The sequence below is a fragment of the Amycolatopsis sp. MtRt-6 genome (assembly GCF_017308975.1).
Lineage (GTDB): Bacteria > Actinomycetota > Actinomycetes > Mycobacteriales > Pseudonocardiaceae > Amycolatopsis.
In genome coordinates this window covers 14,917-34,479 of the sequence record NZ_JADWPD010000006.1, presented here as the reverse complement: position 1 = coordinate 34,479, position 19,563 = coordinate 14,917, and the positions used below count along the sequence as shown (strand labels likewise).

Annotated in this window: 21 protein-coding genes; 8 read left to right on the top strand and 13 right to left on the bottom strand. The window is 71.2% G+C overall.

Features of this window, described 5'->3' with window-relative positions:
• Window position 1: 1 nt before the first annotated feature.
• From rpsG to I4Q55_RS12550, 3 genes are all read right to left on the bottom strand, one after another.
• Window positions 2–472 (bottom strand): 30S ribosomal protein S7, encoded by a 471-nt coding sequence (rpsG, locus tag I4Q55_RS12560; protein WP_003102106.1) that lies wholly within the window; start codon window positions 470–472, stop codon window positions 2–4.
• On the bottom strand, window positions 472–846 hold the full coding sequence (gene rpsL / locus I4Q55_RS12555) for a 30S ribosomal protein S12 (RefSeq protein ID WP_003102113.1): 375 nt from the start codon (window positions 844–846) through the stop codon (window positions 472–474). The genes rpsG and rpsL overlap by 1 nt, the downstream gene beginning before the upstream one ends.
• A 540-nt stretch (window positions 847–1,386) precedes the next feature.
• Complete coding sequence (locus I4Q55_RS12550; RefSeq protein WP_206787542.1) at window positions 1,387–1,542, bottom strand: hypothetical protein; 156 nt, start codon at window positions 1,540–1,542, stop codon at window positions 1,387–1,389.
• A gap of 165 nt (window positions 1,543–1,707) precedes the next feature.
• On the opposite strand from I4Q55_RS12550, the gene I4Q55_RS12545 reads away from it, so the two are divergent.
• The 4 genes from I4Q55_RS12545 to I4Q55_RS49125 are packed head-to-tail and all read left to right on the top strand — an operon-like array spanning window position 1,708 to window position 4,395.
• The gene (locus I4Q55_RS12545) at window positions 1,708–2,253 is read left to right on the top strand and encodes a YbaB/EbfC family nucleoid-associated protein (RefSeq protein WP_206787540.1); all 546 of its coding nucleotides are present in this window, start codon (window positions 1,708–1,710) and stop codon (window positions 2,251–2,253) included.
• The gene (locus I4Q55_RS12540; RefSeq protein ID WP_206787538.1) at window positions 2,253–2,585 is read left to right on the top strand and encodes an ESX-1 secretion-associated protein; all 333 of its coding nucleotides are present in this window, start codon (window positions 2,253–2,255) and stop codon (window positions 2,583–2,585) included. Before I4Q55_RS12545 ends, I4Q55_RS12540 begins: the two co-directional genes overlap by 1 nt.
• 8 nt (window positions 2,586–2,593) lie before the next feature.
• Entirely contained in the window at window positions 2,594–3,784 is a 1,191-nt protein-coding gene (locus tag I4Q55_RS12535) for a hypothetical protein (RefSeq protein ID WP_206787536.1), read from the top strand.
• Window positions 3,784–4,395 (top strand): hypothetical protein, encoded by a 612-nt coding sequence (locus I4Q55_RS49125; RefSeq protein ID WP_242545870.1) that lies wholly within the window; start codon window positions 3,784–3,786, stop codon window positions 4,393–4,395. The genes I4Q55_RS12535 and I4Q55_RS49125 overlap by 1 nt, the downstream gene beginning before the upstream one ends.
• Here I4Q55_RS49125 and I4Q55_RS12525 read toward each other — a convergent pair.
• A complete protein-coding gene (locus I4Q55_RS12525) occupies window positions 4,376–4,597 on the bottom strand; it encodes a hypothetical protein (RefSeq protein WP_206787534.1) in 222 nt (73 codons plus the stop codon). The two genes, I4Q55_RS49125 and I4Q55_RS12525, sit on opposite strands and share 20 nt — an antisense overlap.
• 58 nt (window positions 4,598–4,655) lie before the next feature.
• On the opposite strand from I4Q55_RS12525, the gene I4Q55_RS12520 reads away from it, so the two are divergent.
• Window positions 4,656–5,135: a GNAT family N-acetyltransferase gene (locus tag I4Q55_RS12520; protein WP_307793194.1), complete on the top strand. Its 480-nt coding sequence runs from the start codon at window positions 4,656–4,658 to the stop codon at window positions 5,133–5,135.
• A 39-nt stretch (window positions 5,136–5,174) separates the two neighbouring features.
• Here I4Q55_RS12520 and I4Q55_RS12515 read toward each other — a convergent pair whose 3' ends face one another.
• The 5 genes from I4Q55_RS12515 to I4Q55_RS12495 all read right to left on the bottom strand — a co-directional run bounded on the left by I4Q55_RS12515 (window position 5,175) and on the right by I4Q55_RS12495 (window position 10,674).
• Complete coding sequence (locus I4Q55_RS12515) at window positions 5,175–5,405, bottom strand: hypothetical protein (protein WP_206787524.1); 231 nt, start codon at window positions 5,403–5,405, stop codon at window positions 5,175–5,177.
• Between the two features lie 12 nt (window positions 5,406–5,417).
• Window positions 5,418–5,624, bottom strand: coding sequence for a hypothetical protein (locus I4Q55_RS12510; RefSeq protein WP_206787522.1), 207 nt, complete (start codon window positions 5,622–5,624; stop codon window positions 5,418–5,420).
• Window positions 5,625–5,648: 24 nt separating this feature from the next.
• Complete coding sequence (locus tag I4Q55_RS12505; RefSeq protein WP_206787520.1) at window positions 5,649–7,355, bottom strand: hypothetical protein; 1,707 nt, start codon at window positions 7,353–7,355, stop codon at window positions 5,649–5,651.
• A gap of 5 nt (window positions 7,356–7,360) precedes the next feature.
• Window positions 7,361–9,208 carry a hypothetical protein gene (locus tag I4Q55_RS12500; RefSeq protein ID WP_206787517.1) on the bottom strand — a complete coding sequence of 616 codons (1,848 nt, stop codon included), beginning with the start codon at window positions 9,206–9,208 and terminating at the stop codon, window positions 7,361–7,363.
• Window positions 9,209–9,510: 302 nt separating this feature from the next.
• A complete protein-coding gene (locus tag I4Q55_RS12495) occupies window positions 9,511–10,674 on the bottom strand; it encodes an MFS transporter (RefSeq protein WP_206787515.1) in 1,164 nt (387 codons plus the stop codon).
• Between the two features lie 95 nt (window positions 10,675–10,769).
• On the opposite strand from I4Q55_RS12495, the gene I4Q55_RS12490 reads away from it, so the two are divergent.
• From I4Q55_RS12490 to I4Q55_RS12485, 3 genes are read left to right on the top strand one after another with little or no spacing between them, the layout of a single operon-like run.
• Window positions 10,770–11,270 carry an Lrp/AsnC family transcriptional regulator gene (locus I4Q55_RS12490; protein WP_206787514.1) on the top strand — a complete coding sequence of 167 codons (501 nt, stop codon included), beginning with the start codon at window positions 10,770–10,772 and terminating at the stop codon, window positions 11,268–11,270.
• 47 nt (window positions 11,271–11,317) lie between these two features.
• Entirely contained in the window at window positions 11,318–11,473 is a 156-nt protein-coding gene (locus tag I4Q55_RS49120) for a hypothetical protein (protein ID WP_242545869.1), read from the top strand.
• A 30-nt stretch (window positions 11,474–11,503) separates the two neighbouring features.
• Window positions 11,504–11,989, top strand: coding sequence for a M15 family metallopeptidase (locus I4Q55_RS12485; protein WP_242545868.1), 486 nt, complete (start codon window positions 11,504–11,506; stop codon window positions 11,987–11,989).
• A 52-nt stretch (window positions 11,990–12,041) separates the two neighbouring features.
• Here the strand turns inward: I4Q55_RS12485 and I4Q55_RS12480 are convergent, their stop codons facing one another.
• The 4 genes from I4Q55_RS12480 to I4Q55_RS12470 all read right to left on the bottom strand — a co-directional run bounded on the left by I4Q55_RS12480 (window position 12,042) and on the right by I4Q55_RS12470 (window position 19,488).
• The gene (locus I4Q55_RS12480) at window positions 12,042–13,733 is read right to left on the bottom strand and encodes an SdrD B-like domain-containing protein (protein WP_242545867.1); all 1,692 of its coding nucleotides are present in this window, start codon (window positions 13,731–13,733) and stop codon (window positions 12,042–12,044) included.
• A 212-nt stretch (window positions 13,734–13,945) separates the two neighbouring features.
• Window positions 13,946–14,428: a hypothetical protein gene (locus I4Q55_RS49115; RefSeq protein ID WP_242545866.1), complete on the bottom strand. Its 483-nt coding sequence runs from the start codon at window positions 14,426–14,428 to the stop codon at window positions 13,946–13,948.
• Window positions 14,421–15,410, bottom strand: a complete 990-nt coding sequence (locus tag I4Q55_RS49110; protein ID WP_242545865.1) for a hypothetical protein — start codon at window positions 15,408–15,410, stop codon at window positions 14,421–14,423. Before I4Q55_RS49110 ends, I4Q55_RS49115 begins: the two co-directional genes overlap by 8 nt.
• Before the next feature lie 166 nt (window positions 15,411–15,576).
• Window positions 15,577–19,488 carry a DNA-directed RNA polymerase subunit beta' gene (locus I4Q55_RS12470; RefSeq protein WP_206787511.1) on the bottom strand — a complete coding sequence of 1,304 codons (3,912 nt, stop codon included), beginning with the start codon at window positions 19,486–19,488 and terminating at the stop codon, window positions 15,577–15,579.
• Between the last annotated feature and the right edge of the window lie 75 nt (window positions 19,489–19,563).

The following is a 19,563-nucleotide window of genomic DNA, read 5'->3' as shown; positions in this document are numbered from 1 at the left end:
ATCACCAGCGGTAGTGCGCGAAGGCCCGGTTGGACTCGGCCATCTTGTGCGTGTCTTCGCGACGCTTCACGGAGGCACCGAGGCCGTTGGAAGCGTCCAGGAGCTCGTTCTGCAGGCGCTCGATCATCGTCTTCTCGCGGCGGGCCTGCGAGAAGGAGACCAGCCAGCGCAGGGCCAGCGTGGTGGAGCGGCCCGGCTTGACCTCGATCGGCACCTGGTAGGTGGCACCACCGACGCGGCGGCTCTTCACCTCGATGGTGGGCTTCACGTTGTCGAGGGCGCGCTTCAGCGTGACGACCGGGTCGGTGCCGGTCTTCTCGCGAGCGCCTTCGAGCGCGCCGTACACGATGCGCTCGGCCAGGGACCGCTTCCCGTCCTTCAGCACCTTGTTGACCAGCTGGGTGACCAGCGGGGAGGCGTAGACGGGGTCGGAGATCAGCGGCCGCTTGGGGGCCGGACCCTTGCGGGGCATTAGCTCTTCTCCTTCTTCGCGCCGTACCGGCTGCGCGCCTGCTTGCGGTTCTTGACACCCTGGGTGTCGAGCGAACCGCGGATGATCTTGTAACGGACACCCGGAAGGTCCTTCACACGACCACCGCGCACGAGCACCATCGAGTGCTCCTGCAGGTTGTGGCCCTCACCGGGGATGTAGGCGGTGACCTCGATGCCGCTGGTCAGCTTCACACGCGCGACCTTGCGCAGCGCCGAGTTCGGCTTCTTGGGGGTCGTGGTGTACACGCGGGTGCACACGCCACGCCGCTGCGGGCTCCCCTTGAGGGCCGCCGTCTTCTGCTTGGCAGCCTTGTCCTGGCGGCCCTTGCGGACCAGCTGCTGGATCGTGGGCAATGGACCAGCTTCCTGTCGTGATCTGCTTCTTCGTGTCTTCACCGGCCCCCGCGGTCGGGCGTGTCGGCCCGCGTCACGGTCTCGCGACCGGTAACTTCCCGGAGGGATTTCCGTCGGAACCCCGACCTGCCGAAGCCGGTGACCGGGTGCCTGAGCACCCCGCCCATGCGCACGGCACGCGGAGCGGCCCGACGCATGCCGGGCACGGTCTCCAAAGATACCCGCCCGGGTCCGGGAGGAGCGCGGCGGGGGGTCCGAAGGTCGACGAACCTTCAGCCTACCTCTCAACAGCGCCCGGCCGGGAGATGTTCCGGACTCCGGTCGTCGCGGCGTGGCGCCGCGGTTCCCCGGCCTCGCCGGCGCCGGGTCCCTCGCTCCCGGTACAACACGGCCGGCCTCGGGGATGTTCCCCGGCCCGCGCCGGGCCGGGGTTCCGGCAGGGCCGCTCGCCGGGCGCCCTTCGGCGGGTGGCCGAAGGCTGTCGCCGGTGTCGCACCCGCTCGAGCGACTCTGCCGGAACCCGGCCCGCGCCGGGACCGGTCAGTCCTCGTCGGGCTTCGCGTGGTCCGGTTTGCCCGGGTTCGGGTCGCGCGAGAGGTCGATGAGCGGGTGCACCCCGGCTCCCTCGGGCGCCGCGTGGCTGCCCGTCGGCTTCGGTTCTTCGTCGGGCCGGCCGGCCCCTTCGCTGCTGCTCATCACGCACTCCTCAGCGCTGTTCCCTGCTTCCCCTTGCGGCCGCAACCTACCCATTACCCGACCGGGTGATGCAGTGGGATCGGATCCGGCGTTCCGCGCGTCACACCGTCGCCGAGGGGCCACGATGGGTGGCGGACGGCACGCGAACAGGAGGAGGCGGCAGGCATGGCGGCCGAGTTCGACCAGCTGGTGGCCGAGTTCGAGCGGTTCCAGGCCGGCATCCGGAACGCCGACGCCCGGTTCGCCGGCCTCGGCGCGATGCGGCAGGAGCTGACCGAGCTGCGGGCGAGCGCGTCTTCGCCGGACGGCGGGGTGACCGTGGTCACCGGCCCCGGCGGCGCGGTGCTCGACGTCAAGTTCACCGACGCCGCGCTCGCGAAGGGGCCGCAGGCGCTCTCCGCGGCCCTCATGACGGCGCTCCGGGAAGCCGTCGGCGAGGCCGCGCGGCGGCAGGTGGTGCTCGTCCAGGAGCACCTGGGCGACGACCTCGGCCTGGTGGACCAGGTCCTGGAGACCCAGGCCGAGGCGTTCGGAACCAGCGTCGAGGAACTGCGGTCGAAGCTCACGCGGGAAGAGGCGCCGCCGCCGGAGGACTTCTCCGGCGAACGCGTGCTGCGGCAGGCCGACAGCGCCCCGCCGGCCCCGCCGCCCGCGAGCGGTGGGTCCGCGGGCGACACCTTCCTGCGGAACCTGTTCGACGAGGAGGACTGATGCCCGAGGGTTACCAGGTCGAGGTCGACGCCCTGCGCGCGTACATCGGCGTGCTGGGCAAGTACAAGGACCAAGGCGCGAAGTTCACCGAGAAGGTCGGGCAGGCCGACGTCGGCGACAAGTCGTGGGGCGTGGTGGGCCTGTTCACCAAGCACGGCTACGACGAGACCCTGCACGAGCTGCGTGACCTGCTGGCGTCGATGGCCGAGGGCCTGACGTCGGCGCAGGAGAAGTTCACCGACGCGGCCAACGTCTACCAGGGCACCGAGGACGACCACAAAGCCTTCTTCGGCCAGGTCGAGGTCCTGCTCGACGGCCCGAAGAAGCCGTAGGGGGATCGATGGCGGAGTACCAGGACGTCGCGAGCGGCGTCACCGTGAAGAGCGACGACCCGACGACCGTGCTCGGCGTCAACGTCGGCAACGCGGTGAAGGCGACGCCGTTCGCAGGCAGCGCCGTGACCGTCGGCAAGGACGTCGTCTCGGTGGTCAAGGCCGCCGGCGCGCCGCACCCGGACGGCGTCGACATCGCCCTCGGGCTGGGCACCATCGCGACCGACACGACGAGCTTCATCCAGTCGAGCGCGAGCACCATCACCGACATCGCCACCGACCCGCTCGGCTGGCTCGTCGGGCAGGGCCTGAACTTCCTGATCAGCGCGGTCCAGCCGATCCAGGACGCGATCCACTTCGTCAGCGGCGACGGGCCGGCGCTCGGCATCGCCGCCGACAACTTCAACGCCATCGCCACCGGGCTCGACCAGCTGGCGAAGAACTTCGCCGAGGTCGCCGACACGTCGCTCCAGGGCTGGACGGGCGACGCCGGCAACGCGGCCCGCCGGTCGCTCGGCGAGTTCGCCCACGGCATCGGCGGCGTCTCGGCGAAGTCCGGCGACCTGGCGCAGATGCTGCAGCTGAGCAGCATGCTGATGAGCTTCGTCGAGGACCTGATCAAGGCGATCCTCACCGAGCTGGTGACCTGGCTGGTCATGATCTGGATCCCGGCGCTGGCCGCCGCGGTACCGACCTGCGGGGCGTCGGTCGCCACCGCGGGCACCGCGTCGGAGGTCAAGCTCGGCACGACGACCGCGAAGACGACGCGGAAGGTGTCGAAGGTCCGCGAGCTGCTGCAGAAGATCCTCGACTGGCTGCAGAAGATGAAGGCCAAGCTGGCCGCGACGAAACTGGGCAAGGTGTTCGCCGACGGCAAGACCGCGAAGAAGCTGGGCGAGATCGCCGAGCGGGACGCGGGCAAGAGCCTGGCCGGCAAGCTGACCGGCGCCGACGGGATGATCGGCAAGCGGGCCGGGAAGAACGCGCTGTCGGAGATCGCGAAGAAGGGTGGCGAGGCCGCGGCCAAGGGCGTCCTCGGGTTCAACCCGGCCAAGCCGGGCGACAACCCGGCCAAGACGCTGAACGACCACCTCGGCAAGCTCAACAGCCACGTCAAGAACGCCAAGAAGGCGAGCGACTACGGCGAGACGGGGCGCACCCAGTCCGACGAAGAAACACGCGAGGACCTGGACTTCTGATGCTCGTGGTGGTGGTGATCGTCCTGATCGCGGCGGTCTTCGCGGGCGCGGCCGCGATCTGGTGGCGCTCGCACGCGAAGTTCGTCGAAGGCCGCAAGGAGCACTGGTTCAAGGCGTTCGCGGCCGAGCGCGGCGGCACGTTCAACAGCGGGGTCCCCAGCGACGCGAAGGCCGTGCCGACGTTCGGCGTGCTGCACCCGAGCGGGCGGCCGCTGGCGGGCAGCGCCACGACGTGGGTCGAGTTCCGCCACCGCGACCGGCCGGTGATCGCCGTGGACGCGCAGGAGCCCTACCGGCACTTCGACGACCACACGTACTTCCGCGACATCCACGTCACGCAGGTGCGGGTGCCGCCGAGCCCGCAGCTGCGGATCACCGCGGGCGAGGTGTCGCTGCCCACGGAGCCACGGCTCGCGGGCGAGCTGGCCCGGTGGCTGGCGGCCACCCCGCGGTTCGCCGAGCGCGACGTCGTCGTCGAGCACGGCTCGGCGCGGACGTGGGGGCCGGGCTGCGCGACCCGGCAGAACATCGTCGCCGAGGCCGGCTACCTCGCCGACCTCGCCGAGCAGCTGCCCACGACCCTCTGGCGCGTCAGCGGCGGCGCGTCGTGAGGTGCGTCAACCCCGCCGACAGCGCGAACACCAGGCCCAGGCCCACGATGTAGGGGCCGGCCAGCAGGGCGAACCCCGCGCCGATGTTGGCGTCGGCCCGCTCGGACGCCTGGAAACCGAGCGCGCCCACCGACAGCAGGATCGCGCCCGCCGTGATCAGCAGGACGGCCACCACCGTCAGGCGCTTCGTGACAGTCGTCATGTCCCCATGGTGCCCGGCGCCCGGCGAATTCGCTGGACAGCGAGCCCAGGATGAGGACGTGAACTGGAAGATCACCCGGATCGACGTCGCGCACCCGGACGCCGTCGCGATCATGCGCGCGTACATGGACGAAGTCGCTTCGCGGTACTACGGGCGTCCGGTCAGCGAAGCGGAACTCGACGGCTACGTGGCCGAAGAACCGGGCACCGACCTGGTGCCGCCCACCGGCGCTTTCCTCGTCGGGCGCTTCGACGGAGCGGTGGCGGGCTGTGCCGGGACCCGGGTCGTCGCGCCGGGGATCAGCGAGCTGACCAAGGTGTTCGTCAAGCCGGCCCACCGCGGCACCGGCGGCGCGCCCGCGCTGGTGGCGGCTGCCGAGGAAGCCGCCCGCCGGCTCGGTTCGCGGCTCATGCGGCTCGACACCCGCCACGACCTCGTCGAAGCCCGTGCGCTGTACGCGAAGGTGGGCTACGCCGAGGTCGAGCCGTTCAACGACGGGCGGTTCGCCGAGCACTGGTTCGCGAAGGACCTCGGCTGACGCGGGCGGCCCCTCGCGCGAACGAGGGGCCGCCGGCGGTCAGAACGAGGGCAGGAGCTTGCCCGGCACGCCGTTGACCGACTGGACCAGGCCGAGCACCGGCACCCCCAGCGGCGCGAACGTCCAGATGTTGCCGAGGCCGCCGGTGTCCGGCTCGTCGACCACGACGACACCCGGGGCGTCGGCCGCCAGTGCCGGGCCCGCCGCCGTGAACAGGGCCGCTCCGGTGAGGACCGCGGCACCGGCCGCGCGGACGAGGTTCTTCTTCATGGTGGGCACCTTTCAGGAAACCGCGGTGACGAGGCCGAAGACGGGGGCGAGCAGGTCGACCGGCCGGCCGAGCGGGCCGAGCACGCTGCCGAGGTCGACGCCGGGCACCAGCCAGACGGAACCGTCGGCCGGGTCGGCACCGGCGACGCCGGCGGCCAGGCCGGTGAACGCCGTCGCCGCGGCCAGCGGCAGCAGCACGCGGGCAGCAAGACGCTTCATGTTTTTCCTTTCCTACCAAGGGATTCAGCGGAGAACCGCCGTGATCGGCACGATGGTTCCGTCGGGCACCCACTGGCCCGCGTAGTCGCGGTCCAGCACCATTCCGGTGGCGTGGGGTTCGGTGGGGTACATCGGCATGGCGTTGACCTGGGCGGCGGCGAAGATCTGGACGTCACCCGCCGTCCCGCCGGCACCCAGCCAGCTCCGGAAGCCGCCGAGGGTCGGGCTTTCGCCGCCGAAGTGGTTGCCGACCGCCACCGCGTAGCCGACCGCGGTGGCCTCCCGCGGGTCGAACCGCAGCGGCAGCGAGGCACTCGCGACGGTGTTGACGATCGGGCCGTTCAGCAGCCACGGCGCCAGGTACAGCCCGTACTGGTGGGTGGGTTCGAGGCGCTGGAGCTCGGCCGCGCGCGTCAGCGCCGTGGCGCCGGGTCCCCAGCCGGAGACGACGACGAGCGCGGTGTCGGGCCCGGCGTCCGGCCGCACCGCCAAGCCGGTGCGGGCCGCGGTTTCCCGCACCAGCCTCGCGGCCGCGACACCCCTCGGCGAGGCGTCGGCGACCAGCGTGACCGCCGAAGGTTTCCGGACGGCCAGGAACTCGACCAGCTTGACCAGCGCTCCCCCGTCCTCCGGCGTCAGCGCGTCGGACGGGCACGCGGTCAGCACGTCGGCGCGGCCGGCGACCAGGCCGCCGAGCGCCGCCGACGCGCATTCCGGCGCGTCCGCGGGCGCGATCGCCGGGCCGGGCGCGGTGCCCGCGTCGACCTCGACGGCCGTCGTCGTGCCGCCGCGGTGGATCTCCAGGTCGCTGCGCCCGGGCGGCAGCTCGACGTCGGCCCAGGTGCCCTCGGCGCCGGGCCGCGCGACGGCCTTCGTGACCGGGCCGCCGCGGACGCCGGCGGAGAGGTCGTCGCCCGCGCTCGCCGGGAAGTGGACGACGTTGTGCCCCGGCCGCTGCGGGCTGACCAGCACCGGGAACCCCGGCTCGGCGGCCAGCAGCGGCACGCCCGGCACCGGCAGCGGTGGCGGCGCCGGGATCGCGCCGAGCGCGCTCCAGGCGAGGAACGCGACGGCGACCCCGGCCGCGCCGACGCGGTAGGCGCGGGCCCGCAGCACCGCCGCGAGCCCGCTCACCACCAGGGGCACGACCACCAGGACCACCACCACGAGCCCGAAGACCGTCGTGACCAGCCGCCGGTCGAACCCGAGCCCGGACACCCCGAACCGCACGGCACCGGCGACGGCGAACACCCCGCCGAGGGTGACCGCCAGCGGCCCGGGCCGGACGGCCGCCGTCGCCACCGGGCCGAACAGGGCGAAGCCGAACCACACCGCCGCCCCGGCGACGAACACCGAGTCGAGCGCGAAGCCGACGCCCGTGCCGCCGGCCGACGTCTCGAGGACGGCCAGCGCCAGCAACGCGACCGACGCCCAGCGCCCGGCTCGCGGCCACCGCAGCAGGAGCGGCACGGCGACCGCGAGCACGACGTGCACGGCGAGCGCGACGACGTTGACGTCGGCCGCGAACGCCGACACGACGGCGAGCAGCGCCGACAGCCCGCCGAGGCCGGACAGGGTGACCTTCCGCGTGCGCGTCAGTTCGCCCGCCAGCGGCCGCAGCAACCCGCCGCCCGCGAGGAACGCCGTGGCCAGCAGCAGCGCCAGCCGGAGGACGAGCGCTAGAACGTCCACTGTGGACGAGCCGGTCCCCGGGTCGTGGTGGTGGTCCATCGTGTCTACCTCACGTCCGCGTCCGCGACCACGAACAGCTCGGAGTGCGGCTTGGCGTTGCCGAAGTCGCCGTGCGGCCACGACTTGCGGTTGAAGTTGACGCCGACCTGGCCGGTGAACTCGTCCCGGAAGTTCCGGTCGACCGCGACCGTCCCGTCCGGCCCGAGGTTCAGCAGGTTGACCTTGTGGTCACCGTCCAGCCCGGACCGCGCGACGAAGTAGTTCGACACCGCGAGGTGCTGCGGCGTGCCGGTTTCGTGGTAGAAACCGTCGCTGCCGAGCGCGAAGTTGTCGTAGGCGCCCCAGTGCGGGCCCGCGCCCGGCGTGCCCGGGTTGATCGGGGCCGCGCCGACGACGGCCGGCAGGTCGCCGCCCCCGCCCTGCTGCGCCTTCGCCTTTGTGTCGATCCGGCCCTCGATGTCCTCGATCCGGTCGCCGGCGTCGACCAGCTTCCGGATGTCGAGGACGTAGACGCCGCCGGTGGTGCCGGGGTCGTCGGCCGAGAGGGTGCCCTTCTGCCGTCCGACGATCGCGCGGTAGAGGTACCTGTCGTCCGGGCTCGTCTGGATCCAGCCGCCGTTGGAGCTGCCGCCGTTCGAGTCGTTGTTCGCGTGGATGGCCTTGTTCGCGGCGCCGTCGTCGAACACCTCGATCCAGTGCGGCTCGGCCGCGGTGATGTCCGGCGTGTAGAACACCGCCCCGCCCTGCATGGTCTGGGCGAAGGCGCCCTTGTGACCCGGCAGGTTGGTCACCGTGGTCTCCATGACCGCGCGGCTCTCGGCGTGCAGCGGGTCGGCCGGGTCGGCGCGCGGGCCGTCCGGCAGGTACGACACCGACTTCAGCTTCGGGTGGTTGCGGTCGGAGATGTCCCAGGTCCGCACGGTCGGCCGGCGCAGGTACGGCGACGGCTGCTTCACCGGGTCGAGGATGATGTTGCGCGGTTCGGCGTAGTCGCTGGTGACGAGCGTGTTCAGGTCCTCGCGGGCCTGGATGCCGTGCGGGTTGGCGCAGGTCGGCTTGCCCAGCTGCGGCAGGTTGTCGCACAGCTTCCGGTTGTCGCCCTGCGGGGTGGCCGCCGGCGACTCCGAGAGGACTTCGGCGTTCTGTCCGAAGTGGACGACCTCGCCGGGGCTGCCCGCGAAGCCGTTGCCGACCTGCGTGGAGCCGTCGGCGTAGGTGTGCGGGCCGGGAACGACCGGGCCGCCCATGTACGTGCCGTACGCGGTGCCGTCCTTGAGCACCCAGTAGGCGTCCGGGACGCTCCCGCCGAGCGTGTTCGTCGGCAGGCTGACGCCCTTGAGCTTCAGCTGCGGCAGCGCGCTGACGTCGAAGGCGTAGGTCGCGGCGGCGAACAGCGCCCCGGCGTAGACGGTGTCGCCCTTGTGCCACACGTACTGCATGTGGTGCGGCTCGTTCTCGACGAGCGGGCCGACGGTGGCGGTGTTGACGACCTTGCCGTAGGTCGGCGAGCCCTGCGTCGCGTCGATCACGGCGAGGAAGTCCGGTCCGGGCAGGGCGTTCTTGAGCTTGTTCAGGCCACCGCCGAGAGTGCCGGGCAGGTTCTTGACGTCCTTGACGAGCGTGTCGGCGATGTTCTCGTCGCCGGCCCAGACGAGCAGCCACTTCTTGGGCGTGCCGCTTGCCGAGCGCGCGAGGTCCTTCGACACCAGGTGGTTCCGCACCCAGTACTGCTTGCCGTCGGACGCGGTCTTGGCGTCGGTGATCGTCTGGACGTCGGCATAGGCGCCGGTGGCCGAACCGGTGTACGTGACGGCGCCGGCCGCGAGGGCGAGTGCCGCGGCGCCGGTCACCACCTTTCGCCACCGGCCAGGGTGCAACGGGGTCGATCGCATGGTTCTCCCTGTCTTTTCGCACGAATGAAAACCGTTGGGGCACAACGGAAAGCTGACGTCAGCGGACCCGAACGGGATATTCGCGCCAAGCAGGCAAAGGGTCCAGCCGTGATCAAAGAATGAGAACCGACCCGAAAGGGTTAATCTCCCACGAAGTGGTCCGAGTTGACGCGCACCGCTGAGCCGAACGGGTGAGCAGGTCAGGTGCACCAACCGGCGGCGTCACGGTTGGTCACAACGGCGCAGCCCCGGCGCCTGAACGCCGGGGCTGCTCGTTATGTTTTCGTTATGGCCGGGACCCGCTACCGGCCGGCCCGAGGCACGAGGAACGCCAGCGGGAGCAGGGCCAGCACTCCGCCGACCACCGCGACCAGCGCGTACCCGCCGCCGGCGAACAGCTGGCCCGAGCCCAGCCCGGCCAGCGCGGACGCCGACCAGACGACCGCGTCGACCGTGCCCTGCGCCCGGCTGCGCGTCTCCGGCGGGAGGTCACGGCTGAGCCGGGCGCTGCCGCCGACGAACACGAGGTTCCAGCCGTACCCGAGCAGGAACAGCGCCACCGGCAGCCCGCCGGTGTGCGCCGCGAGCGCGGTCGCCGACGCCAGCGCCAGCACGCCGAGGCCCGCGTTGACCGTCACGGCCGGGCCCCAGCGGTCGGCGATCCGGCCGGACAGCGGCGCCAGCGCGAACATGCCGATCATGTGCGCGCTCAGCACCCAGCCGACGGTGCCGAGGCCGTGCCCGTGGCTCTGCAGCTGCACCGGCGTCATCGTCATCACCGCGACCATGGCCAGCTGCGCGGCGACCATCGCGGCCAGCGGGCGCACGACGGCGGGCGAGCGCACCGGCCCGCGCGGAGCACGCATCCGGGGCGGCGGGACGTCCCGCGGCAGGACGGCCGCCGCGAGGGCCGCCCCCGCCGTGGCGACCACCGCGACCGCGGCCGGCCCGGACAGCGGCGGCCAGCCGAAGCCGGACACGACGCCGGCCGCGGGCGCCAGCAGCGCCGGGCCGGCGAGCGCGCCGACCGTCCCGGCCCAGACGACGGTGCCCAGCGCGCGTCCGCGGCGTTCCGGCGGGTAGAGGTCGGCGGCGAGGTAGCGGGAGAGCTGCGCGCCGCCGTTGCCCACGCCGGCCAGCAGGATCCCCAGCAGCAGCGGCACCACCGACGTCGCCAGCGCGCCGGCGAACGCGGTCAGCGCGCCGAGCGCCGCGACGCCGTACCCGGACACCAGGACGCGGCGGCGGCCGTGGACCGGCAGCAGCAGTCCCGCGCCGAGCGCGCCGCCCGCGGTGCCGAGCACGCTCGCGACGCTCGGCAGCCCGCTCCAGGCCGCGCCGCTGCCCGCCGCGACGATCAGCGTGGCCGCGGTCGTCAGGCCGGCCATCGCCGTGTTGAGCAACGCGACGCCCGCGAACAACGCCCCCATGGACCGGGTCCGGCCGGCCACCGTGGATGTCCCCATGACCGGCAACGTTAGGGATTTCCGGCCGCGGTTCGAAGGGGCGGCGAACGGGATTTCGCTCGCCCCACCCCCGCTTCGGAAGGAAAATGGGGCCCATGACCTTCCGTTCGGAAAAGCCGCTGGACGACGTCGACTGGCGGCTGCTGGACCTGCTGCAGGCCGACGGGCGGCTGTCGTTCAAGGAGCTCGGGCGGCGGATCAACCTGTCGGCCCCGTCGGTGGCCGAGCGCGTCCGGCGGCTGGAGGAGACCGGCGTGATCACCGGTTACCGCGCCCAGGTCGACGCGCGGCGCGCGGGCCAGCCGCTGCAGGCGTTCGTCGAGATGCGCTGCGCGCTCAGCAGCTGCCTGCTGAAGACGTCGAAGTCCGAGGACTACCCGGAGGTCGTGGAGATCCACCGCCTCTCCGGCGACCACTGCACGATGCTGAAGATCCGGGCGGCGTCCCTCGAGCACTTCGAGGGACTGCTGGAGCGGCTGGGCAAGCACGGCGAGCTGCGGTCGTCGGTGGTGCTGTCGACGCAGTTCGAGGGCCGGCCGGTGCAACCGCCCTCGGACGACTTCCTGCGCGCGACGACGTCCGAGGGCTGGTCCTGACCCCGACGGCGGCTGCGCAGCCGGGGCCGAGCTGCTAGACGGGAGGGATGCCGATCTTCACTCGCCGGGTGCGCGCGTTCGCCGTCACCCTCGCCGCTCTGGGTGGCCTCGCCGCGCCCACGCCCGCGCAGGCCGGTACCTCCGGTGCCTTCTTCGCGCTCTCCGACGTCGCGACGGGTACCGCCAACCGCTGTGCGTCCTGACCCCGGCAGGCCGCCGAAGGGCTGCGGAAGATGCAGGCCCGGGTGGTCCGGCGGGGGTACACGCTCAAGGTGTACGACTGCTACCGGCCACAGCGGGCCGTCGACCACTTCGTGCGGTGGACCAAGGTTCGACTCTTCGCCGACGGGTACATCGCCGAGAAGTCCGGGCACAGCCGCGGCAGCACGGTCGACCTGACGCTGGTCCGCATCCCGCCGCCGGCCCAGCGGCTGTACGTCCCGGGCGAGCCGCTCGTGCCGTGCTTCGCGCCGCGGGACCAGCGCTTCCCGGACAACACGGTCGACATGGGCACCGGCTACGACTGCTTCGACCCGCTGGCCCACACCGACAACCCGGCGATCACCGGCGCCGCCCGGCAGCACCGCGACCTGCTGCGCTCGACGATGGCCGCGGGCTTCCGCAACCTGCCCGAGGAGTGGTGGCACTTCACGCTGAACGGCGAGCCGTTCCCGGACACGTACTTCGACTTCCCGGTGTCCCGGGGAAGCCTGCACTGAAACGGAAAGCGCCCCGCAGTCCACTGTGGACTGCGGGGCGCCGGTTCGAACGTCAGGCCGAGCGACGGCGGCGGGCGCCGAACACCAGGCCGCCACCGAGGACGAGGGCGAGCAGCGCGAGCGCGCCGAGCCCGAGCGCGTCGACGCCGGTGCTGGCCAGCCCGGACGCGCCGCCCTGGCCGCCGCCGGTGCCGCCACCCGGGCCGGTCGTCGTGGTCGGGGCGCCGGCCGTGCAGTCCGCGGGGTTGACCGGCACTGTCGGGAGCGGCGCGTCACCCTCCTCGACCGCGATCCGCCACGGGTAGTGGTTCTCCGGCGGGCCGAAGACGTCGATCCCCATCGGGTTCTCGTACTTGGTCTTCCAGCCCTTCGGCAGCAGGAAGTACAGCCGGTAGCGGGGCCCGGGAGCCACGTCCTCGAACTTGAAGTGCCCCTTCGCGTCGGTCGTCCGCTCGCCGGTCACCGGGCAGTGCCGGTCGGAGACGAGCACGACCTTGACGCCCTCGAGGGCCTGCTTCACCTCGCCCTGGTCGTCGAAGACACCGAGGGTGCCCTCGACGACGGCCTTGGCGCCGGGCACCCAGGCCTGGGCGTCGGCGTTCGCGTGGTTGTCGATGTCGACGTCGGTGTACCCGAAGCCGCAGGAGGCCACGACGACGCCGCGGTTGAAGGCGGCCTGCGGGACGGCTTCGGACACGTCGAAGGTGCGGGTTTCCCCGGGGGCGATGGTCACGCCGTCCCGGGCGAGGTCGCCCCAGCCCGGGGTGCGTCCGCTCAGGATGTGCGGGTCACCGATGCGGTTGCAGCCGGCCACGATGCCGGTGAGCGGGATCTTGCCGGAGTTGGTCAGCGTCACGGTGAGGTGCGCGAGCTCGCCGACCTGGTAGCTGTCCTTGGTGAACTTCATCGAGGCCTTGAGCGCGCCGTTCAACGGCGGTGCCCCGCGGACGAGCAGGTCCTTGGTGTCCGTGCCGATCCGGACGGTGTCCCACGGGATAAGCCAGCCGTCGACCACCTCGCCGCCGATGAAGTAGTCGGCCGCCGGGATGCCGTCGAAGCTGAACTTGCCGGCGGCGTCGCTGGTGGCGGTGTAGGTGCGGTTCCCGGAGTCGTGGGCGTACCGCAGGGTGAGCTTGGCGCCGGCCAGCGGCTCGCCGGCGTCGAGGACGCCGTTGCCGTTCCCGTCGCCGTACACGACACCCACCGCCCGGCCGGGCACCTTGACGACCGGCACGCGGATGTCGAACGAACCGATCCCGAAGTGGGTCTCGTCGAAGAGCACACCCCGCACGGCCGCGGTGGCCTGCTCGACGTCCCGGATGTGCCCGGTGACGGCCAGCTCGAACGTCTTCCCGGGTTCGATCGTCACACCGGCCGGGGTCGTGAGCGGACCCCAGCCGTCGCCGACGTTCAGGTCGGTCGGCTCGAGGAGGTGCTGGAAGACCGTGACCCCGACCGCGGGCGTGGTGCCGACGTTCTTCACCTTGAGCGTGAAGTCGACGGCCTCGTCGGTCCGGTACGACTCCTTGCCGAAGGCGATCGAGATCTCGACCTGGGCCCGTTCCGCGGGCTCGGCCTGCGGCTGCGCCGGAGGCTTGCTCTCGGGGGCCGGGGAAACCGGCGGCGTCGATGCCGGCGGATCGGCGGGCGCCTCCGATGTGGACGGCGCGGTCGACGTCGGCGCCGGGTCCTCCGCGGCAGCCGGACCGGCGAACACGCTGGTCAGCACGGCTGCCGCGGTCAACGCGGCGAATCCTCGCGCGAAAGATCTCGCGCCTCTGGAAATGTTCACGAACAGTCACCCCTGATTACCCGTTGGAAACGCGCAAAGCCCCCGAACCGCGTGAACTGGCTCACTCTAGCCGCATTCGGGGCGGGTGAATACCCAGCTGGGTGACGGTAGTGCGCCTGCGACGGCGGGCGCCGAACAGCAGGTCATCACGAGCCCGAGGGCGATCAACGCGAGCGCGCGGTCGGGGCGCCGGCCGTGCAGGCCGCCGGGTTGGCAGGCACCACCGGCAGCGGCGCGTCACCGGGCTCGGCATGGATACTGACCATGATCGGGCGGTCCGCCGGGCCGCTGACGTAGATCGATATCGGGTTCTCGCCGCGGACCTTCCAGCCCGCCGGCGGCAGGACGTAGAGCTGATACTTGGGCCCGGGCACCGCGTCGCGAAACCCGTAACGCCCCTCCGCGTCGGTCGTCTGCTCGGCGGTGACCGGGCAGTGCCGGTCGGACACCAGCACGACCTTGGCCCCCGCGATGAACTGCGTCGGCTGACCCCGCCGGTAATAGGACATCTGACCGTTCACGGTCGCCTTGACCCCTGGCACCGCCGCCGAGGCGGAGGCGTTCGGGCGCTCTCCGAAGTCGACCTCGCGGTAGCCGAAGTCGCAGTACGCCGCGACGACGCCGCTGTCCCGGGCCGCATCAGGCACGCGCTCCGTGACGTCGAAGGTCCGCGTCTGGCCGGGGGGCGATCGTCACGCCGGCGGCGGTGTTGCCGAGGTCCCCCCAACCAGGACCGTTGCCCTTGAGCCCGAAGTCGGAGCCGTAGCGGTCGCACGCCGCCACGATGCCGGTGAGCGGGATCGGGCCGGAATTGGACAGCGTCACCGTGAGGTGCGCGAGGTCGCCGGCCTGGTAGCTCTCCTGAGTGAACGCCATCGACGCCGCGAGCGCGCCGTTCAGCGGCGGTACACCGCGGAGATCCAGCTTCGCGTCATCGCCGATGTGGACGAAGCGCCACGGGAACAGCCAGCCGTCGACCACGTCGCCGCCGAGCCGGTAGTCCGCGGCCGGGACCTTGAACGTGAAGTTGCCCTTGTCGTCACTCGTCGTGGTGTACGTGACGTCGTAGCCGTGGACGTACCGCAGGGTCAGCTTGAGGCCAGCCAGCTCCTCGCCGCTGTCGCGCACGCCGTTGCCGTTCTTGTCGCCGTATACGACACCCGACGCCACGCCGGGTGCCGGAACGACCTTCGCCGAGCCTTCGAAGTCCGGGCTCACGCTGCTCCCGGTTTTGTCGAACGCGCGGACCCGGACGGTCAAGGTGCCCTGCCGGACGTCCCGGATGCTCCCGGTGACCGGCTGCTCGACGGACTGCCCTGGCTCGAGCTTGATCCCCCGCCCGGCATTCAGGTCGCCCCAGGCGCCGTACGGCACGTCCAGGTCGGTCGACCTGTCGGCGAGCGGGAAGACGTAGACGCCTTCTGCGGTGACACTCCCGGTGTTCGTCAGCTTGACCGTGAAGTGGACGTCCTCGTTGGACGCGTATTCGCTCTTGAGGCCACTGATCGAGCCCTCGAGCTGGGCGCGCTCCGCGGCCGCCGGACCGGCGAACACACTGGTCAACACCGCCGCAGCCGTCAACGCGGCAAAACCGCGCGCGAGCGATCTCGCGCCCCAGAACTTGTTCACGAACAGTCACCCCTCATTACCCGTTGAAACGCGCAAAGCCCCCGAGACTGTGAACCAGCTCACTCTAGCGGCCTTCGGGACGGGCCAATACTCGATTGGGTGACGTTCCACAAACGGGAAAGGCCCCCGCCGGAAACCCGGCGAGGGCCTTTCCCGTTGCTCAGCTTCAGCGGAAGTCGCGGCCGAAGTCGTAGTCGTCCAGCGGAACCGCGGCACCGGTGCCGGTACCGAACACGTCCGGGGTGTAGTAACCGTCGTCGTAGGACGGGATCGCGTACGCCGCGACCCGGGCCTCCTCGGTCGGCTGCACCTGGATGTTGCGGTACCGGTTGATGCCCGTACCGGCCGGGATCAGCTTACCGATGATCACGTTCTCCTTGAGGCCCACGAGCTTGTCCGAGCGGCCGTTGATGGCCGCGTCGGTCAGGACTCGCGTGGTCTCCTGGAACGACGCCGCCGACAGCCACGAGTCCGTGGTGAGCGACGCCTTCGTGATCCCCATCAGCACCGGACGGCCCGAAGCCGGCTCGCCGCCCTCGGCGACCGCGGCCCGGTTCGTCGCCTCGAACTTGGTCCGCTCGGGCAGCTCGCCCGGCAGGAAGTCCGTGGCACCGGAGTCGATGATCGTCACCCGGCGCAGCATCTGCCGGACGATGACCTCGATGTGCTTGTCGTGGATCGACACACCCTGGGCGCGGTACACCTTCTGGACCTCGTCCACCAGGTGGATCTGCGCCTCGCGCGGCCCCATGACCCGCAGGACCTCGTGCGGGTCCGGCGTGCCCTCGAGCAGCTGCTGGCCGACGTGCACGTGGTCGCCGTCGCCCAGCGGGCCGTTCGGGGTGTTCGCGAGCCGCTGCCGCTTGGACAGCTTGTCGAAGACGATCTCCTCGCCCCCGTCGTCCGGGATGAGGGTGATCTTCCAGAACCGCTCGCTCTCCTCGATCCGCACGCGGCCGTCGACGTCGGCGATGGGCGCCTTGCCCTTCGGGACGCGGGCCTCGAACAGCTCCTGGACACGCGGCAGACCGGTCGTGATGTCGTCACCGGCGACACCACCCTGGTGGAACGTACGCATCGTCAGCTGCGTACCCGGCTCACCGATCGACTGGGCGGCGACGATACCCACCGCCTCGCCGACGTCGACGAGCTGACCGGTCGCCATCGAGCGGCCGTAGCAGGTCGCGCAGATACCGACGGCCGACTCGCAGGTCAGCACCGAGCGGACCTTGACCTTCGAGATGCCGCTGCCGAGCAGCTTCTCGATGGCCGGGTCGCCCAGGTCGTCGCCGGCGTTCAGCACGACGTTGCCCTTGGCGTCGACCGCGTCCGTCGCGAGGTTCCGCGCGTACACGGAGGTCTCGACGTGCTGGTCGCGCAGAACCTTGCCGTCGCCGATGTCCTCGCCGATCGGCATCATGATGCCGCGGGTGGTGCCGCAGTCGATCTCGCGGACGATGACGTCCTGCGAGACGTCCACCAGACGCCGGGTCAGGTAACCCGAGTCGGCGGTCCGGAGCGCGGTGTCCGCCAGGCCCTTCCGGGCACCGTGCGTCGCGATGAAGTACTCCGCCACCGACAGGCCCTCACGGAAGTTGGCCTTGATCGGACGCGGGATGTACTCACCCTTCGGGTTCGACACCAGGCCACGCATCCCGGCCAGCGACCGGACCTGCGTCATGTTACCGGCGGCGCCCGACTTCACGATCATGGCGATCGGGTTGTCGTCCGGCAGCGCCGTCTCCATGATCTTGTGGACCTCTTCGGTGGCCTGCGTCCACACCTTGACGAGCTCGTTGTTGCGCTCGGCGTGCGACAGCTGACCGCGCTGGTAGCGCTTCTCCACCTGGGAGGCCTTGCCCTCGTACTCGTCGAGGATGGCCTTCTTGCCCACCGGGGTGAGCACGTCCGAGATGGCGACGGTGACGCCCGACCGGGTCGCCCAGTAGAAACCGGCGTCCTTCAGCCGGTCCAGGGTCTGCGCGACCTGGGTCATCGAGTACCGCTCGGCGAGGTCGTTCACGATCGCGGCCTGCCGCTTCTTCGGCATCGGCTCGTTGATGAACGGGTAGTCCGCCGGCAGCAGCTCGTTGAACAGCACGCGGCCCAGGGTCGTCTCGGCCAGCCACGGCTTGCCCGGCTCCCAGCCCTTCTCCGCGAGCGCCGGCTCGTCGGCCTTGGCCGGCTGCCGGTCGGTGATGCGGATCTTGACCGGGGCGTGCAGGCTCAGCGCCTTGCGGTCGAAGGCCATGATCGCCTCGGCCGGCGACGAGTACGCGTTGCCCGCGCCCTCGGCCGTCTCGGTGAGGCGGGTCAGGTGGAACAGACCCGTGACCATGTCCAGCCGCGGCATGGCGAGCGGGCGGCCCGACGCCGGCGACAGGATGTTGTTCGCCGACAGCATCAGGATCCGGGCCTCGGCCTGCGCCTCGGCCGACAGCGGCAGGTGCACCGCCATCTGGTCACCGTCGAAGTCCGCGTTGAACGCCTCGCAGACCAGCGGGTGCAGCTGGATGGCCTTGCCCTCGACCAGCTGCGGCTCGAAGGCCTGGATGCCGAGGCGGTGCAGGGTCGGCGCGCGGTTCAGCATCACCGGGTGGCCGGTGATGACCTCTTCCAGCACGTCCCACACCTGCGGCCGCGACCGCTCCACCATCCGCTTGGCGGACTTGATGTTCTGCGCGTGGTTCAGGTCGACCAGCCGCTTCATGACGAACGGCTTGAACAGCTCGAGCGCCATGTCCTTCGGCAGACCGCACTGGTGCAGCTTCAGCTGCGGGCCGACGATGATGACCGAACGGCCCGAGTAGTCGACGCGCTTGCCGAGCAGGTTCTGGCGGAACCGGCCCTGCTTGCCCTTGAGGAGGTCGGACAGCGACTTCAGCGGCCGGTTGCCCGGGCCGGTGACCGGACGCCCGCGGCGGCCGTTGTCGAACAGCGCGTCGACGGCCTCCTGCAGCATCCGCTTCTCGTTGTTGACGATGATCTCGGGCGCGCCGAGGTCGATCAGCCGCTTGAGGCGGTTGTTCCGGTTGATGACCCGGCGGTACAGGTCGTTCAGGTCGGAGGTCGCGAAGCGGCCACCGTCCAGCTGCACCATCGGGCGCAGGTCCGGCGGGATGACCGGGACGGCGTCGAGCACCATGCCGCGCGGGTCGTTGCCGGTGGCCTGGAAGGCCGCGACGACCTTGAGCCGCTTCAGCGCGCGGAGCTTCTTCTGCCCCTTGCCGTTGCGGATGGTGTCGCGCAGGCTCTCGGCCTCGGCGTTGACGTCGAACTCGGTGGCCAGCTTCTGGATGGCCTCCGCGCCCATGCCGCCGGTGAAGTACTCGCCGTAGCGGTCGACCAGCTCGCGATAGAGCAGCTCGTCGGCGATCAGCTGGCGGGTGTCGAGCTTCGTGAAGGTCGTCCAGACCTCCTCGAGGCGGTCCAGCTCGCGGCCGGCGCGGTCGCGGATCTGGCGCATCTCCCGCTCGCCGCCCTCCTTGACCTTGCGGCGGACGTCGGACTTGGCGCCCTCCGCCTCCAGCGCGGCCAGGTCGGTTTCGAGCTTCTGCGCGCGGGCCTCGATGTCGGCGTCACGCTTGGTCTCGAGGTTCTTGCGCTCGACGCCGATCTCGTTCTCGAGGGTCGGCAGGTCGTTGTGGCGCAGCTCCGTGTTCACGCCGGTGATGACGTAAGCAGCGAAGTAGATGATCTTCTCGAGGTCCTTCGGCGCCAGGTCCAGCAGGTAGCCGAGGCGCGAGGGAACACCCTTGAAGTACCAGATGTGGGTGACCGGGGCGGCCAGCTCGATGTGGCCCATCCGCTCGCGGCGCACCTTCGCGCGGGTCACCTCGACGCCGCAGCGCTCACAGATGATGCCCTTGAAGCGGACGCGCTTGTACTTGCCGCAGTAGCACTCCCAGTCCCGGGTCGGGCCGAAGATCTTCTCGCAGAAGAGGCCGTCCTTCTCGGGCTTGAGCGTCCGGTAGTTGATGGTCTCCGGCTTCTTGACCTCGCCGTACGACCACTGACGGATGTCGTCGGCCGTGGCGAGACCAATGCGGAGCTCATCGAAGAAGTTGACGTCCAGCACGTCTAAGTCCCCTTGGGGTTGTATCGGCTAGAGAGGGGTCGGCGGGTGGAGCGGGGACCCGCGGGAGGCAGGTCC

What these genes read in the sequence shown, in the direction of transcription:
- I4Q55_RS12535 (WP_206787536.1), top strand. Translation starts at nt 2,594, where the DNA reads ATGGCGGAGTACCAGGACGTCGCGAGCGGCGTCACCGTGAAGAGCGAC.
- I4Q55_RS12500 (WP_206787517.1), bottom strand. Translation starts at nt 9,208, where the DNA reads ATGCGATCGACCCCGTTGCACCCTGGCCGGTGGCGAAAGGTGGTGACC.
- rpsG (WP_003102106.1), bottom strand. Translation starts at nt 472, where the DNA reads ATGCCCCGCAAGGGTCCGGCCCCCAAGCGGCCGCTGATCTCCGACCCC.
- I4Q55_RS49120 (WP_242545869.1), top strand. Translation starts at nt 11,318, where the DNA reads ATGCCGATCTTCACTCGCCGGGTGCGCGCGTTCGCCGTCACCCTCGCC.
- I4Q55_RS12545 (WP_206787540.1), top strand. Translation starts at nt 1,708, where the DNA reads ATGGCGGCCGAGTTCGACCAGCTGGTGGCCGAGTTCGAGCGGTTCCAG.
- I4Q55_RS12525 (WP_206787534.1), bottom strand. Translation starts at nt 4,597, where the DNA reads ATGACGACTGTCACGAAGCGCCTGACGGTGGTGGCCGTCCTGCTGATC.
- I4Q55_RS12540 (WP_206787538.1), top strand. Translation starts at nt 2,253, where the DNA reads ATGCCCGAGGGTTACCAGGTCGAGGTCGACGCCCTGCGCGCGTACATC.
- I4Q55_RS12515 (WP_206787524.1), bottom strand. Translation starts at nt 5,405, where the DNA reads ATGAAGAAGAACCTCGTCCGCGCGGCCGGTGCCGCGGTCCTCACCGGA.
- I4Q55_RS12490 (WP_206787514.1), top strand. Translation starts at nt 10,770, where the DNA reads ATGACCTTCCGTTCGGAAAAGCCGCTGGACGACGTCGACTGGCGGCTG.
- I4Q55_RS12495 (WP_206787515.1), bottom strand. Translation starts at nt 10,674, where the DNA reads ATGGGGACATCCACGGTGGCCGGCCGGACCCGGTCCATGGGGGCGTTG.
- I4Q55_RS12505 (WP_206787520.1), bottom strand. Translation starts at nt 7,355, where the DNA reads ATGGACCACCACCACGACCCGGGGACCGGCTCGTCCACAGTGGACGTT.
- I4Q55_RS12510 (WP_206787522.1), bottom strand. Translation starts at nt 5,624, where the DNA reads ATGAAGCGTCTTGCTGCCCGCGTGCTGCTGCCGCTGGCCGCGGCGACG.
- I4Q55_RS49125 (WP_242545870.1), top strand. Translation starts at nt 3,784, where the DNA reads ATGCTCGTGGTGGTGGTGATCGTCCTGATCGCGGCGGTCTTCGCGGGC.
- I4Q55_RS12550 (WP_206787542.1), bottom strand. Translation starts at nt 1,542, where the DNA reads ATGAGCAGCAGCGAAGGGGCCGGCCGGCCCGACGAAGAACCGAAGCCG.
- I4Q55_RS12485 (WP_242545868.1), top strand. Translation starts at nt 11,504, where the DNA reads ATGCAGGCCCGGGTGGTCCGGCGGGGGTACACGCTCAAGGTGTACGAC.